General features: G+C 30.2%; 14 protein-coding genes. 9 read left to right on the forward strand and 5 right to left on the reverse strand.

The features are described from left to right. Nucleotides 1-58 precede the first annotated feature (58 nt). The 5 genes from BT151_RS08465 to BT151_RS08485 all read left to right on the forward strand — a co-directional run bounded on the left by BT151_RS08465 (nucleotide 59) and on the right by BT151_RS08485 (nucleotide 5,940). Nucleotides 59-1,303, forward strand: a complete 1,245-nt coding sequence (locus BT151_RS08465) for an SGNH/GDSL hydrolase family protein (RefSeq protein WP_072401365.1) — start codon at nucleotides 59-61, stop codon at nucleotides 1,301-1,303. Between the two features lie 104 nt (nucleotides 1,304-1,407). Beyond that, nucleotides 1,408-2,616: a hypothetical protein gene (locus tag BT151_RS08470; RefSeq protein WP_072401366.1), complete on the forward strand. Its 1,209-nt coding sequence runs from the start codon at nucleotides 1,408-1,410 to the stop codon at nucleotides 2,614-2,616. Nucleotides 2,617-2,741: 125 nt separating this feature from the next. Next, nucleotides 2,742-3,650: a 3-keto-disaccharide hydrolase gene (locus BT151_RS08475; protein ID WP_072401367.1), complete on the forward strand. Its 909-nt coding sequence runs from the start codon at nucleotides 2,742-2,744 to the stop codon at nucleotides 3,648-3,650. A 207-nt stretch (nucleotides 3,651-3,857) separates the two neighbouring features. Beyond that, nucleotides 3,858-5,021: a serine hydrolase domain-containing protein gene (locus BT151_RS08480; protein WP_072401368.1), complete on the forward strand. Its 1,164-nt coding sequence runs from the start codon at nucleotides 3,858-3,860 to the stop codon at nucleotides 5,019-5,021. A 1-nt stretch (nucleotide 5,022) separates the two neighbouring features. Next, nucleotides 5,023-5,940, forward strand: coding sequence for a hypothetical protein (locus BT151_RS08485; protein WP_072401369.1), 918 nt, complete (start codon nucleotides 5,023-5,025; stop codon nucleotides 5,938-5,940). A gap of 30 nt (nucleotides 5,941-5,970) precedes the next feature. Here the strand turns inward: BT151_RS08485 and BT151_RS08490 are convergent, their stop codons facing one another. The 3 genes from BT151_RS08490 to BT151_RS08500 form a co-directional block, all read right to left on the reverse strand. Further along, nucleotides 5,971-6,858, reverse strand: coding sequence for a PhzF family phenazine biosynthesis protein (locus tag BT151_RS08490; protein ID WP_072401370.1), 888 nt, complete (start codon nucleotides 6,856-6,858; stop codon nucleotides 5,971-5,973). A gap of 67 nt (nucleotides 6,859-6,925) precedes the next feature. Further along, the gene (locus BT151_RS08495) at nucleotides 6,926-7,453 is read right to left on the reverse strand and encodes a sigma-70 family RNA polymerase sigma factor (protein WP_072401371.1); all 528 of its coding nucleotides are present in this window, start codon (nucleotides 7,451-7,453) and stop codon (nucleotides 6,926-6,928) included. Between the two features lie 69 nt (nucleotides 7,454-7,522). Next, the gene (locus tag BT151_RS08500; protein WP_072401372.1) at nucleotides 7,523-8,680 is read right to left on the reverse strand and encodes a THUMP domain-containing class I SAM-dependent RNA methyltransferase; all 1,158 of its coding nucleotides are present in this window, start codon (nucleotides 8,678-8,680) and stop codon (nucleotides 7,523-7,525) included. A 172-nt stretch (nucleotides 8,681-8,852) separates the two neighbouring features. On the opposite strand from BT151_RS08500, the gene BT151_RS08505 reads away from it, so the two are divergent. The 4 genes from BT151_RS08505 (at nucleotide 8,853) to BT151_RS08520 (ending at nucleotide 11,198) form a co-directional block, all read left to right on the forward strand. Then, entirely contained in the window at nucleotides 8,853-9,584 is a 732-nt protein-coding gene (locus tag BT151_RS08505) for a class I SAM-dependent methyltransferase (protein WP_072401373.1), read from the forward strand. A gap of 135 nt (nucleotides 9,585-9,719) precedes the next feature. Then, complete coding sequence (locus BT151_RS08510) at nucleotides 9,720-10,394, forward strand: ZIP family metal transporter (protein WP_072401374.1); 675 nt, start codon at nucleotides 9,720-9,722, stop codon at nucleotides 10,392-10,394. A gap of 69 nt (nucleotides 10,395-10,463) precedes the next feature. After that, on the forward strand, nucleotides 10,464-10,667 hold the full coding sequence (locus tag BT151_RS08515; protein WP_084647907.1) for a GIY-YIG nuclease family protein: 204 nt from the start codon (nucleotides 10,464-10,466) through the stop codon (nucleotides 10,665-10,667). 102 nt (nucleotides 10,668-10,769) lie between these two features. Next, nucleotides 10,770-11,198 (forward strand): DUF4268 domain-containing protein, encoded by a 429-nt coding sequence (locus BT151_RS08520; protein WP_072401375.1) that lies wholly within the window; start codon nucleotides 10,770-10,772, stop codon nucleotides 11,196-11,198. An 89-nt stretch (nucleotides 11,199-11,287) separates the two neighbouring features. On the opposite strand, the gene BT151_RS08525 is transcribed toward BT151_RS08520, so the two are convergent. Together BT151_RS08525 and BT151_RS08530 are read right to left on the reverse strand one after the other, a co-directional pair. Further along, nucleotides 11,288-11,779 carry a GNAT family N-acetyltransferase gene (locus BT151_RS08525; RefSeq protein ID WP_072401376.1) on the reverse strand — a complete coding sequence of 164 codons (492 nt, stop codon included), beginning with the start codon at nucleotides 11,777-11,779 and terminating at the stop codon, nucleotides 11,288-11,290. A 60-nt stretch (nucleotides 11,780-11,839) separates the two neighbouring features. Next, on the reverse strand, nucleotides 11,840-13,774 hold the full coding sequence (locus BT151_RS08530) for a S9 family peptidase (RefSeq protein ID WP_072401377.1): 1,935 nt from the start codon (nucleotides 13,772-13,774) through the stop codon (nucleotides 11,840-11,842). Nucleotides 13,775-13,779 lie beyond the last annotated feature (5 nt).

Raw genomic sequence — 13,779 nt, forward strand, 5'->3', positions numbered from 1 at the left:
CCCTCAAAGAAACTCTCTATTAAAATTATTACCTTTATAAGCAACTAACACTTTTAAGATGCCTTATAAACCAAATTATTTTTACCGTCTATTATCTATATTATTTTTTGTTTTTATTCTTTTTGGCTGCGGAAATACCAAATCTATTAAAAGTCAAAATCTTGCAGAATCTAAAATATGGGTTGGCACTTGGAGTACAGCGCCACAACTTGTAGAACCACATAACAATCCGCCAAAACCAGGTTTAACTAATAACACAATAAGACAAGTTGTTCGTGTTTCTATTGGTGGCGATAATTTACGGTTACTATTATCAAATGAATTTAGTAAAAGTCCTATAACAATAAAAAACATACAGGTTGCTACTTCAACAGGAAGTAGTACAATTGATGCCTCTACAATTAATAAATTAACTTTCAATAATAATCCAGAAGTAACAATAAATGCAGGTGAAGCTATTACTACTGATGTTTTTTCTTTCAATTTAAAACCAAGAATGGATTTAGCCATCACTATTTATTTTGGCGAAACTTCTACAGATGTTACTGGTCACCCTGGTTCTCGTACAACATCCTACATACTTACAGGAAATCAAACAGCATCCAACGATTTTAAAGATGCTGTAAAAACAGACCATTGGTATGTTATTAATGGTATTGATGTTTTGTCTACTAAATCAACTTCTGCGGTTGCTATAATTGGCAATTCAATTACAGATGGTCGTGGTTCTGGCACCAATAAACAAAACCGTTGGCCAGATATTCTATCAGAGCGTTTGCTCAAAAATACAAGCACTAAAAACATTAGCGTACTTAATATGGGAATTGGCGGTAATTGTGTACTAAATGGCGGTTTAGGCCCTACGGCTTTAAATAGGTTTGAACGAGATGTTTTAAAACAACATGGTGTGAGATGGTTAATTATTTTAGAAGGTGTAAACGACCTTGGTGGTACTCGCGATAGCGATTCTGCAAATCAAGTAGCAAAAGGTTTAATTGCTGCCTACGATAAAATGATAAATGAAGCGCATGCTAAAAATATTAAAGTTTATGGCGCTACCATTTTGCCTATTACAAAGTCCTTTTATTACAAAGACTACCGTGAAGTTGCTCGAAATACCGTAAACGATTGGATTCGCAATAGCGGTAAATTTGATGCAGTTATAGATTTTGATATGACTATGCGAAATCCAGAAGAACCTTCTACACTATTACCTGTTATACATTCAGGAGATTATTTGCATCCAAATGAAGCAGGTTATATTATGATGGGTGAATCTATTAATTTAAAATTATTTGAGTAATATCCTTATATTTTCATGAATAAGTAACTATACTAATTTGTGCAACTACTTACTTTTTTTCTTGCAAAAAAATATAACTTAGCTTACCAACCAAAAAATCAACAATGAAATACTTAAAACTTCTATTTATATTATTATTTATTAATATAAATGCTCAAAATAATTTTGAAAAAGGCCAAATAGAAAAAGAAAACGGTGAAATTATAAATGCTTTTATAGGTGTTTATAATTGGCAAATTTTCCCAGAACAAATAGATTACAAAACACAATTAGATACTATTGTACAAACTATAAAAAGTATTGACATTAATTCTATTTCACTAAATAGTGGTGCAAAGTATTTAAAAAAAATCGTAAAAATAGATAACTCTTCAAACAACTTAAATAAACTTGATAATACGCCTAAAATCACTTCAAATACTAAAACTGTTTTTCTAAAACAAATTGTCAATGGAAAAGCAAAACTTTATATTTATTCAGGTGGTGAAAAACCTATATTCTTTTATGAAACACCACAACAAAAAGTAGAACAACTTATTTATAAAAAATACTTAAGTAGCCCAACTAAAATTAAACATAATATAACCTATTTATCTCAGCTCAAAAATAATGTTAGTTGTAATAATACCTTACCAAAAGTTCAGTATAGAATAAATAGTTTAATAAAATATTTTTTAAAAAATAATCAATGCAATGGTGATAACAACTCTATTTCTTTTAAAAAAGAAAAATTTATCATTAAATTTAAAGCCTTATTGGGTGTAAATCACAGTAATATTCTTGTAGATAACAATTATTTATTTAACTCGAATACCCTTGAGTTTGAAAACAAATTTTTTCCAAAATTTGGGTTTGAAATAGAAGGTTTTATACCTAGTAATGAAACAAATTATATTAGTCCATTTATTTCAATTATTAATCGAGCTTATAAAACTAATGAATCTATTAGATCTGTTAATTTTGACATTAAATATTCTGGAATTGAATTAAATCCGGGACTTCGGTACTATTTTAATACAACAGAGGATCAATATATATTTCTTGATGGTGGTGTTGTATTTATTTTTAAAACATCAGAAACTTTAAAATCTGAATTTTTCCAAGCAAACAATACGTATAACTTTTTTAAATCTAATAAAGCATCTTTTGCTTTTAGTACAGGATATAAAATAAATAAATTGAGTGCCACATTAAAATATTATTTACCAATAAAATTTGAAGGTGAATATAAAACAAGTGAAAGTGCGGATAACTACCCTTTCTTTACTAAAATGAATACTATAAGTCTTTTTTTTTCTTATGATTTATTTTAAGATTAACTCAGTTATCTTAATACATTAATAATGTACATAATAATGTTATATAATTTACATACCACTACATATTTTATATTAAAAGGAAATAATCTTATTTTCACAACATAAAGATTCCACTACAAATGAAAACTACCAAAATCACATTAATTCTTACTCTTATTTTATTAGTTTGCCTTATAAATTCATGTAAAAAAGAGATAGAAAGCAAAAATACTGTTATAGAGTATAATTGGGAAAACCTAATTGATAATAATCTTACTAATTGGGATACTTACTTAAGTTTTAAACACCAATTGGGTTATGATGGCACTGCTCCTAAAAATGAAAACGACGATTTAATTGCTCCTGTAGGCTTAAATGATTCAACTTATCATGTTTTTAATGTTATTAAAGATGGAGAAGAATTGAATATTAAAGTAACTGGAGAATACTATGGCGCATTAATATCAAAAAAAGAATATGAGAATTACCATTTACAATTAAAATATAAATGGGGAAACAAAAAATGGGATCCTAGAAAGGACTTACTTAAAGATTCTGGAATTCTATATCATTCCATTGGCCCAATGGGTGCAGAATACTGGAGATCGTGGATGTTATCGCAAGAATTTCAAATTATGGAAGGTCATACCGGCGATTATTGGAGTCAAGCAACGTCTGCCATAGATATACGAGCTTACACACCAGAATACAAAATTAACCCTATGGCAAACGAAACACAAGATTATATCCCGCTTGGTGAAGGAAGCCCTTATGAAAACTATTGTTTACGAAGTAATGATTATGAAAATCTACATGATGAATGGAATACTTTAGATTTATATTGTTTTGAAAATAAAAGCTTACATATGGTAAATGGAAAAGTGGTTATGATATTAAAAAACTCAAGATACCTAAATGATAATGGAGAATTCGTGCCTTTAACTAAGGGTAAAATACAAATACAAAGCGAAGCAGCAGAAGTATTTTATAAAGATATTAGAATAAGAACCATAGATTCTTTAGAACAAAAATTGAATTCTTATTTCTAATTAAACACCATTGTGAGGAGTTCTGATAATTATCGGATAAAACCTGATAATATACTAATTATTTAACAAAAACACTAAGTTAACACCTCTTCAAAAAACCTCTAAAAAACTAACATTAAGCTAATTACGTACAAATACGTATTTTTTTAATGATATAAAAAGCGTAAATTAGTTTGTTATGTTTCATCTAAAATCATTCCAAATATTATGAAAAATTCAATTTGGATAACCTTAATAATATTCTTTTTATTTAGTTGTAAAGGACATAATCAATCTAAATCAATTAAAAAAAATTTAGAAGCCACAGAATCTAAAATCCCAACAACATCGGCTTCAAAACTTGGGATAGATTCTCTCCTTCTCAACAATATAACCACTAAAATAGAAGAACAAGTATACCCTAATATTCATAGCATTCTTATTGCTAAAAATGGCGAATTATTTTATGAACACTACTTTAATGGTCAAGACCAAATTTGGGGACGCCATATTGGAACTGTTCAATTTTCAGATTCAACCCTGCATGATATTCGTAGTATTACGAAAAGTATCGTGTCGGCTTGTATTGGAATCGCTATCGAAAAAGGATATATTAAAAATGTAAATCAAAAGATTTCAGATTTTTTCCCCGAAATGGATAGTATTTTCTCTGAAGATAAAGAAAATTGGACCATCCAGAATTTCCTAACCATGTCCACAGGTTTGATTTGGAATGAAGATGTGCCTTACGATAATCCCAAAAACAACGAAACACAAATGTCCTCTAGCGAGGATCCCATAAAATATGTATTAAGCCAACCATTAGAAACAAAACCTGGAATAAAATTTAATTACAATGGTGGTGCCACTCAAATTTTAGCAGATATTATTGTGAGGTCGTCAAAAACACCTTTATATAAATTTGTTGAGAAACATCTATTCAATCCGTTAGGTATATCCACTTTTGAATGGACTAAATTTTCTGCTTGGAAAGGTTCAGACACCTATGCTGCAGCTTCAGGTTTGCGATTAACATCCCGTGATTTATTAAAATTCGGATTGCTTTATAGAAATAATGGGAAATGGAATGGCAAACAAATTATACCTTCTGAATGGATAACAGAATCATTTTCTGAAAAAATTGAATTTCCTAGTCGTGTAGCAGATGGAAATGATGCTTATGGTTATCAATTCTGGATGTGGCCAGATTCAATTTTAAATAACAATTTTAAAATGATTGCTGCCATTGGTAATGGCGGGCAAAATATTTATTGGGACTTGAAAAATGATATTATTGTAGTCACTACAGCTGGAAATTATAATAAATGGGATCTTAAAAATGATGCATATGCCCTTTTAAGGAATGAGATTTACCCATTAATTTTAAATTAATATGAAACACATCTATTTTATATTTATAAGCCTAATCTTATTTTCTTCTCATTCTCAAGAAAAGCAAATTAAGGTTGACCAAACCAAGCATGCAGACTTGATTGAGCTCGAAACCACACATCCTTTTAAAACATTGTATAGTGACGGGCAAATAAACCATGCTAAGAAACAGAGCACTTTAATTGATGAAGCATATTTGTTTCTATCAAAAATTATGGGACCAAAAAAGGATTTTTACTTATTAGTAATTGCCTCAAAAGACTGGGAGAAAAATGCATATTCCCCAATTTCTGGAATGCCCGGATATTACAAAGGAAACCTTATTGTTGGAGCAGAAAAAAACGATTTAGCTTCTGGTTATGAAGAAATGATTAATAGTTTCCCTGAAGATATGACTACTAATTTAGTAAAAACATATACCAATAATTTAGAGGTTTTTGATATGAGTCTTTTTTTTGATAAACTCTCCATTCATGAGCTTACTCATAATTTTCAAGATCCAGAAAACCAAGAAGGCTACTCCATAAGTAGATGGTTAGAGGAAATTCATGCTAACATGGGATTATATGCTTTTTATAAGACTAAACATCCTAAAGAGTTAAAATATATTACCAGTTTGGTAGATTTTAGTATTAACAATCCTCCTCCATATTTACAATACACAAGCCTCCAAGATTTTGATGCACATTACTATGAAATGGATGCATCAAACTACGGTTTCTATCAAATGAAATTTACTCATGCGGCACAAATTATAATTGACAAACTTGGTAATGCTATTTTAAAACCGCTTAACAATTTTATTATCAAGTACAATGAATCCTGGAAAGATAAATTGAACGACGAAGATTTAAAAAAGAAACTTGCCACTGAAGTTGATCCTTATTTTTTGAAAATAATAGATGGTTGGTCAAAATAATATTTAATAGCTAACAATATGTGTTGGCTTTTAATTGGTTATTTCAATTTCTAATTTTGTTTTAAGTAGCCCTTTACCACCAGCCATTAAACTTTTTATTTCCTCGTTTTCAATTAATAAATCAACAACAATTAAACTTGGTGATGGATCCTTCATATAATCACCTTGTTGAATATGAAAACTTTTTTTCTTAATTTTTAAAATATCAAATAAATAGCAAGCAAGAGGTCCAGCTGCCATTCCTGTTCCTGACTCTTCTAAGATACCATAACGAGGACCAAACATTCTTGAAGTTGCATCTCTATTGTTCTTTTCTGTCTCTGTTGTAAACACATAATATCCAATTAAATCAAATTCCTCACTTATTTCTGTTATTAATTTAAAATCAGGAATTATGTTCTTTAAAATATTTGTGTTTTTAACAGGAACAAGAATAAATGAATTTCCTGTATTTACTAATGTAATAGGAGCATTTAAAAAAAGGTCGGTTTTTTTTAACCCTAAAGATTTTAGAATTATATTTCCCTTGTGACTCACATCTATATATGTTGGCGCTAATTGTTCCATAAAAGCTAAATCTCCCGATAACTTTATATTTCGTTTTCCTTCTATGGTTTCTTTAGATGAGTAATCTTTTTTTAAATCACCAATTTGTTTTAAATATGAAAATGTAGCTACAGTTGCGTGTCCGCAATGTGCTATTTGCTTATTTGGAGTAAAGAAATCTAATTTATAGTCTTCAGTTTTAGATTTTGAAACAAAAGCAGTTTCTGATAAACCTACTTTTTTAGCAATCTCTAGCTTATTTTTATCTGATAAATCATCAGCATTTAAAACTACACCTGCAGGATTTCCACCATTATCGCCATCAACAAAGGCATTAAGAATTTGTACTGTTATAATTTTTGAATAGTCCATTTTAATTATTTTTATGAGTTATATATAATGGACGGTACTATTAGCAAAAAGACGTAGTAAAATTTGATTATTTTTCGAAATCTAATAACTTCCCAGTATTATCAGATTCAACATTAGGGCAGTTTAGGATGTTTTCCTTTAAAATCTCTCTAGCTTTTTGAACTCTAGATTTTGTTCCAGAATATGATAATTTTAAATGCTTTGCTAATTCCTTTTGAGAATAATTTTTAAATGAAGTTAAAATAATGGCTTCTTTATGTTCTGCAGATAAATTTTCTATTTTTTCATTAATACAATTAGTAAGTTTTGAGTAATCAAAATTATCAGTTTCCTTTTCAGGAATATCTATATTATATATTGGAATATTTTTGGTGTTTACTTTTCTGAAATAGTCGAAAATTGTATTCCTTGTAATTTCATAAACCCAAGAAGTAAGTTTTGAAGTGTGCTTTAGTTGATGAATTTTAGTTTGAATTTTTAGGAAAACTTCTTGATGAATATCTTTCGATGTTTGTTCATCCTTTATTTTTCCTAAAATGAACTTATATAACTCTTCATTTAAGTCAATCCAAATAGTATTAATTTCAGTTTTCATGTTTTTAAATTTACATATAACAAAATGCTAACTAAATATTAATAAAAATACTGCTTTTGCAGGAATTTGTTATTTCATATACTTCCCTTTTTTACTCCCTTCATACATTACATATTTAACCAAACGCGATTCTAGCTTTGCATTAAATAACTGTATTTTTCTAGAAGGTCGTAATCCCACATGCTTAAGTGCATCAAGGTTAGAGGTAATAAACCAAGCATCGGTACCTGGATAACTTTGTTTTAAAGTATCACCAATATTAGCATAAAACTCTTCCATATCAATATTTAAACGCTCTCCATATGGCGGATTAAATACCATGTGTAACTTCTCCTCGCCTCCTTTTTGAGTTTTAAAGAAGTCTTCATGTTTTATCTCAATAAAATCATCTAATTGGGCGTTTTTTACGTTTTCTTTAGCTTTAGTTACCGCACTTGGTGCTTTATCATAACCTATAATTTTATGATGAAAATCTCGTGTTTTACCTAATAATGATTCTTCAATTTTCTCAAATAACTCTACATCCCAATCTTGCCAACGCTCAAAAGCAAATTCTTTACGCATTAAGTTTGGTGGTATGTTACAAGCTATCATAGCTGCTTCAATAAGCATGGTACCAGAACCACACATTGGGTCCATAAAATCGGTTTGTCCATCCCAACCAGAAAGCATAATTAAACCGGCAGCTAATACCTCGTTTATAGGTGCAATATTGGTAGCAGTTTTATACCCACGTTTATGCAAGGAATCGCCAGATGAGTCTAATGATATGGTGCATTGGTGTCTATCTATATGTACATTTATTTTTAAATCTGGGAATTTTAAATCTACGTTAGGGCGCTGTCCGTCGGTATCTCTAAACTTATCTACAATAGCATCTTTTGTTTTTTGTGCGATGTAAAGCGAATGCGAAAACAAATCGGAGTGTATAGTCGCATCTACCGCTAATGTGCCAGTAGGTTTTAAAAACTGTGACCAATCCATCGCGTAAATTTTATCGTATAAATCCTTTTCGCTACTTACAGTAAAGGAATGGATGGGTTTTAAAATTTTAACTGCGGTACGCAATGCTAAATTACATTTGTACATAAAGCCTTTATCGCCCGAAAAAGCAACGTTACGCACACCTGCTTTTACATCTTTTGCACCTAGTTGTGTAAGTTCGTTTGCTAATAATTCTTCAAAGCCAAAAAGGGTTTTGGCAACCATATTAAAATTTTCTTCCATTGTTCTTGTAAAATACCTTGCAAAAATAACGTAATTTTGTGGCAAACCTTAAAGTTTATTAACATTTAGGTTAAGGATTGTAGCGGCATCCTTTTGCTTTTTTTCAAAAGATACAGCGAAAAGCCTGACCTTGTGTTGACTTAACAACACAAGGAAACCACCAAAAATATATATGACAAAACATACTACAAAATGGTTTACCTCGTGGTTTGATACGCCATTTTACCATACTTTATATAAGGATAGAAATGCCAATGAAGCGCAGACTTTTATGGACACGCTTACTCAATATTTAAATATTCCAGAAGGTGGTACTATTTTAGATTTGGCTTGCGGAAAAGGCCGACATGCCCGTTATTTAAATAAAATTGGTTATGATGTTACGGGTGCAGATTTAAGTGAAAACAGTATTGAATTTGCTAAACAGTTTGAAAACCACCGTTTGCATTTTAAAGTTCATGACATGTGTAAGCCGTTCCATAAACAGTTTGATGCAGTTTTTAATTTGTTTACTAGTTTTGGGTATTTTGAGCATGAAATAGATAACTTAAACACGATTAAAGCGATTAAAACCGATTTAAACGAAACAGGTTTTGCTGTGATTGATTTTATGAATAGTGAGTTTGTTATTGCTAATTTAGTTCCCGAAGAGGTTAAAACGGTTGATGATATTGATTTCCATTTAAAGCGCTATGTTGAGAATGGATATATTATAAAAGATATTACTTTTACTGCTGATGGTGAGGATTATAACTTTCAAGAACGTGTACGTGCCTTTACTTTAAATGATTTTGAAGCGCTTTTTGAGCAAGCTGATGTATATTTACTGGATGTTTTTGGTGATTATAAACTGAATAAGTTTAACCCGAAAACATCGGAACGTTTAGTCATGATTTTTAAATAGCCAATAATTGGCTTTTAATTATTATCACTCTTGCGGAAATAGTTTTAACAAAGTGTCTGTTCTAGTGCTTCCCATCTATCGGGTATGTATCGAGAATTGATTTTAAGAATTAAAAATTGAATATTATTTTTTTGAATGAATAAGTTTCTTTTTCCTGTATTAGCCGTTGTTTTAGGGTTTGTTTTGGCCTTTTTCACAAAAAAACAAAGATCCTGGAACACCAAACTCCTACTCTCTTTTAGTGGTGCTTTTTTGTTAGCCTTAACCCTTTTTGAATTATTACCTGAGGTTTACGAGCATTTAGACACCAAACTTACTGGGCTGTTTATTATGTGCGGTATTATGCTACAAATTGTTTTAGAGTTATTTTCTAAAGGTGCCGAACATGGGCATGTACATATTCATAAAGATGAAACCGATTTCCCTTGGTTGTTGTTTATTAGTTTATGCATTCATAGCTTTTTAGAGGGTTTCCCAATACATGACCACAACGACATGGTTTATGGGGTTTTGGTACATAAAATACCCATTGCTATTTTAATTAGTATGTTTTTATTTCAATCTAGTTTTAGCAAATTAAAAATTGCTGCCTTTTTAGTTGTTTTTGCTTGTATGACGCCTTTGGGTACTTTTATTTCAAACTCTTGGGGCGTTGTTGCAGATTATATTCATATTATTAATGCTATTGTAATTGGTATCTTTTTTCATATTTCTACTACTATTTTATTTGAAAGTGGTGAAGGACATAAATTTAATTTATCCAAATTCATCGCTATTATTTTAGGCGTTGGAATTGCTTATATGATATGATTTGTCATTCCGCACTTGATGCGGAATCCATAAAAAAAGAATTATCATCAATATAATTTTTATGTTTATATCCTTTCAAATAAAAAGAATGGAACATTATATATTGGAATGACAAATGATTTAGAAAGAAAAATGTTTGAGCATAAACACAAATTAGTTGAAGGTTTTACCGAAAAATATGGTTTAGACAAATTAATTTACTTTGAACAATTTCAATATGTTAATGATGCTATTAAAAGAGAAAAGCAGTTGAAAAACTGGAATAGGCAATAGAAAATTGATATCATTGAAAAAGATAATAATGAATGGAACGATCTATCATTAGATTGGTTTAATTAAAATGGATTCTGCGTCGAAGCGCAGAATGGACAAAAAATGTTTAGTAAAGAAGAATCGCGCATATTAAGACAAGAATTTTGGACAAGTTTTGGGAAGTCCTTTCCTAGAAAATGGACTTTATACGACACCAAACTAAAAGGCTTAAGTTTTAAATTTCATTTTGACAACAAAACGGCTTTAGTAACTCTAGATCTTGAAGACGACCTTGAAAACCGTATTAAATACTGGGAAAAACTACTCGCTTTAAAATCGATTCTTTTAGATGAGTTTCTGCCTGATGCCATTTTTAATGAAGAATATTTTTTAGACAACGAAAAGGAAATCTCTAGAGTTTATGTGCCTTTAGAACAAAAAGTATCTATTCATAATAAAAACACATGGCGCGATGTTATGGAATTCTTTAATGAAAAAATGAGCTTGTTTGAAGCCTTTTTTGAAGAGTATAAAGAGGTTATTGAAGGCTAAACGTATTCTGAACTAGTTTCAGAATCTTATAAAATTAATGAACTATGCTTGAAGTGACTCCTTAAACAAATTTAGGATGACCAAAATCTTCAAAACGTTTTTTCCATTTCATAATCGTCCATAATAAAACCCTTTCCTATATCTGTAACCATTGCTCTTACTTTTTGAAAACCTAGCTTTTCATAAGCACGAATAGAATCGATATTATACTTATTAACATTTAATGAAATAGATGATAAATCAAATTTTACTGCCAGCTCACAAATAAAATTAAAAGCATAGCGTCCAATGCCTTTACCTCTAAAATCTTTTAAAACATAGAATTTGCTTAAAAACAAATAATCTGTTTCAATCTTTATTGATAAATAACCCACAGGAATATTATCATAAATGATATAAAAAAATAAGAATCCTTCCTTTATTTGATTTTCTATGGCAGATGCAGAATTAAACTTTTTAAGCATATAATTAATTTGCTTAATACTAATTATTGAAGGATAATGCTCTCTCCAAATCGTGTCTGCCAAAGTTTCTATTAGCAAATAATCGGAACCTGTTTGCGCTGGAATTATTTCTGTCATATAGCGCCCTAAGTTAAACTTTTAATTAAAACAAAAAATAGGGCTTTCTAATTTATTAGCTTATTCGGCTTCAATTTCAGTGGATGACATTTCACCATCTACAGGTGTATCCTCATTTTTAAGATACTCATCTAAAAACTTCAATATTCTACTGTAAGCTTCTATTTGGTTTTCCTTTTTTACGAAACCATGACCTTCATCTTCAAAAAGCACATACTCTACAGGTACTCCATTTTTTCTTACACCTGCTACAATTTCATCAGATTCAACTTGTAATACACGAGGATCTTTAGAACCTTGCAAAACGATTAATGGTTTTGTAACCTTATCTGTATGAAATAAAGGCGAAATTCTTTTTAAACGAACAGAATCTGCAGAGAAAGGATCTCCTAATTCAAGATAAAGTGACTCTCTAAACGATTCCCAATAAGGTGGAATACTCTTTAATGTACGCATCCAATTGGTTACACCAAATAAATTTACACCAACATCAAACTCTTCTGGAGTATATGTTAACGCTGCCATGGTCATGTAACCTCCATAAGACCCACCAATTATTCCTATTTTATCACCATCAATTTCAGGTTGTTCTGCTAACCAATTTTTACCTTCTACACAATCTTGTAAATCTTTTTCTCCATGGTTTTTATCGTCCATCTTGTAAAAAGTTTTTCCGTAGCCACTGCTACCACGATTATTAACTGCTAAAACCGCATAACCATGATTAACCATATATTGAATTAAGGAGCTAAAGCCTTGGCGTGTTTGTCCTCCAGGACCACCATGAACCCAAACCATTGCAGGTACCTTATTATCAATAGAAGCCTGATGAGGCAGGTAGTAAATTGCAGGGATCTCAGTACTATCAAATGATTTAAATCGTATTACTTTCGCTGTCACTAAATCTTCAACATCAATAGCACTATTTAATACATCTGTGAGCTTATATTGTTCTTTAGTTTCTATATTGTAAGTATACAAATCTGATGGTGAATTAGAACCTCCAACATACATACGCATCCATTTTTCATCATCGCTAAAACTTACACTTGTAATACTTTTATCTCCAAAATCTGGTAAATCTATTGGTTTCATTGTTTTTGCTTCTAAAACTTCAATAGCATTTTTTCCATCTTCATTTACATAAACCACCATATATTTTCCGTTGGAAGTAAAACCACTTCCCATAATATCCCACGATTTTTCAATAACCTTTTTCTTTTCTTTTGTACTTAAATCATAAGCCATTAAATATGAAAATTCTCCTCCATCATCTGTTGTATAATACAATGTATTATTATCTTTAGAAAAATCCTGAGCAGAATTAGCACTTCTATTGTCGTTAACTTTAGTCATTTCTTTAGTTTTTACATCATAAAGAAATAAATCGCTATCATTAGTATTAAGAGATTTTGATAGGGCAAAATAGTTTTCGTCATCAGACATTCCACTAAAATTTAAACCATCATTATTTTGATAAATCATTTGTGATGAATAGTCTGAAATAGATAATTTATAAACATCAAAGAAGCGAGCATCTCTTTTATTAGAACCATAATACAGATAATTATCATCTTTTGACCAGCCATAGAAACTAGATTTTGCTCCCTTTTCTGGAGTGATGTCTTTAATTGTGCTATCTAATTCTCTTACAAATAAATGATCAATTTCATCTCCATTTCCATCTGCACTCAATAAGATTCTATTGTCATTTGGAAAATACGATTCTGCAAAAACAGACGTACTATCAGAAGTTGTTATAGCCGTCATTTCACCTCCTTTTACAGGAATAGTATATGCATTGTAAATATCCGATCTATTGCTTGATACTAATAGATTACTATTGTCTGAAGAAAAACTTCCTCCACCAACAGCTTCATTATCCATAAATTGTTCAATTGAGTATTGTTTGATTTCCTTTTTAACAATTTTAGTTTCTTTTTTACAAGAAAATAAAACCGCTACAATTGCTAATCCTAAAATTTTGGTTTTCATGATGC

This window comes from Flaviramulus basaltis, assembly GCF_900114265.1.
In the GTDB taxonomy this organism is placed as follows: Bacteria; Bacteroidota; Bacteroidia; order Flavobacteriales; family Flavobacteriaceae; genus Flaviramulus; species Flaviramulus basaltis.

Excerpts from the sequence above, each read along its gene's own strand:
- BT151_RS08465 (WP_072401365.1), top strand. The coding sequence starts at position 59 with ATGCCTTATAAACCAAATTATTTTTACCGTCTATTATCTATATTATTT.
- BT151_RS08470 (WP_072401366.1), top strand. The coding sequence starts at position 1,408 with ATGAAATACTTAAAACTTCTATTTATATTATTATTTATTAATATAAAT.
- BT151_RS08475 (WP_072401367.1), top strand. The coding sequence starts at position 2,742 with ATGAAAACTACCAAAATCACATTAATTCTTACTCTTATTTTATTAGTT.
- BT151_RS08480 (WP_072401368.1), top strand. The coding sequence starts at position 3,858 with ATGAAAAATTCAATTTGGATAACCTTAATAATATTCTTTTTATTTAGT.
- BT151_RS08485 (WP_072401369.1), top strand. The coding sequence starts at position 5,023 with ATGAAACACATCTATTTTATATTTATAAGCCTAATCTTATTTTCTTCT.
- BT151_RS08490 (WP_072401370.1), bottom strand. The coding sequence starts at position 6,858 with ATGGACTATTCAAAAATTATAACAGTACAAATTCTTAATGCCTTTGTT.
- BT151_RS08495 (WP_072401371.1), bottom strand. The coding sequence starts at position 7,453 with ATGAAAACTGAAATTAATACTATTTGGATTGACTTAAATGAAGAGTTA.
- BT151_RS08500 (WP_072401372.1), bottom strand. The coding sequence starts at position 8,680 with ATGGAAGAAAATTTTAATATGGTTGCCAAAACCCTTTTTGGCTTTGAA.
- BT151_RS08505 (WP_072401373.1), top strand. The coding sequence starts at position 8,853 with ATGACAAAACATACTACAAAATGGTTTACCTCGTGGTTTGATACGCCA.
- BT151_RS08510 (WP_072401374.1), top strand. The coding sequence starts at position 9,720 with ATGAATAAGTTTCTTTTTCCTGTATTAGCCGTTGTTTTAGGGTTTGTT.
- BT151_RS08520 (WP_072401375.1), top strand. The coding sequence starts at position 10,770 with ATGTTTAGTAAAGAAGAATCGCGCATATTAAGACAAGAATTTTGGACA.
- BT151_RS08525 (WP_072401376.1), bottom strand. The coding sequence starts at position 11,779 with ATGACAGAAATAATTCCAGCGCAAACAGGTTCCGATTATTTGCTAATA.
- BT151_RS08530 (WP_072401377.1), bottom strand. The coding sequence starts at position 13,774 with ATGAAAACCAAAATTTTAGGATTAGCAATTGTAGCGGTTTTATTTTCT.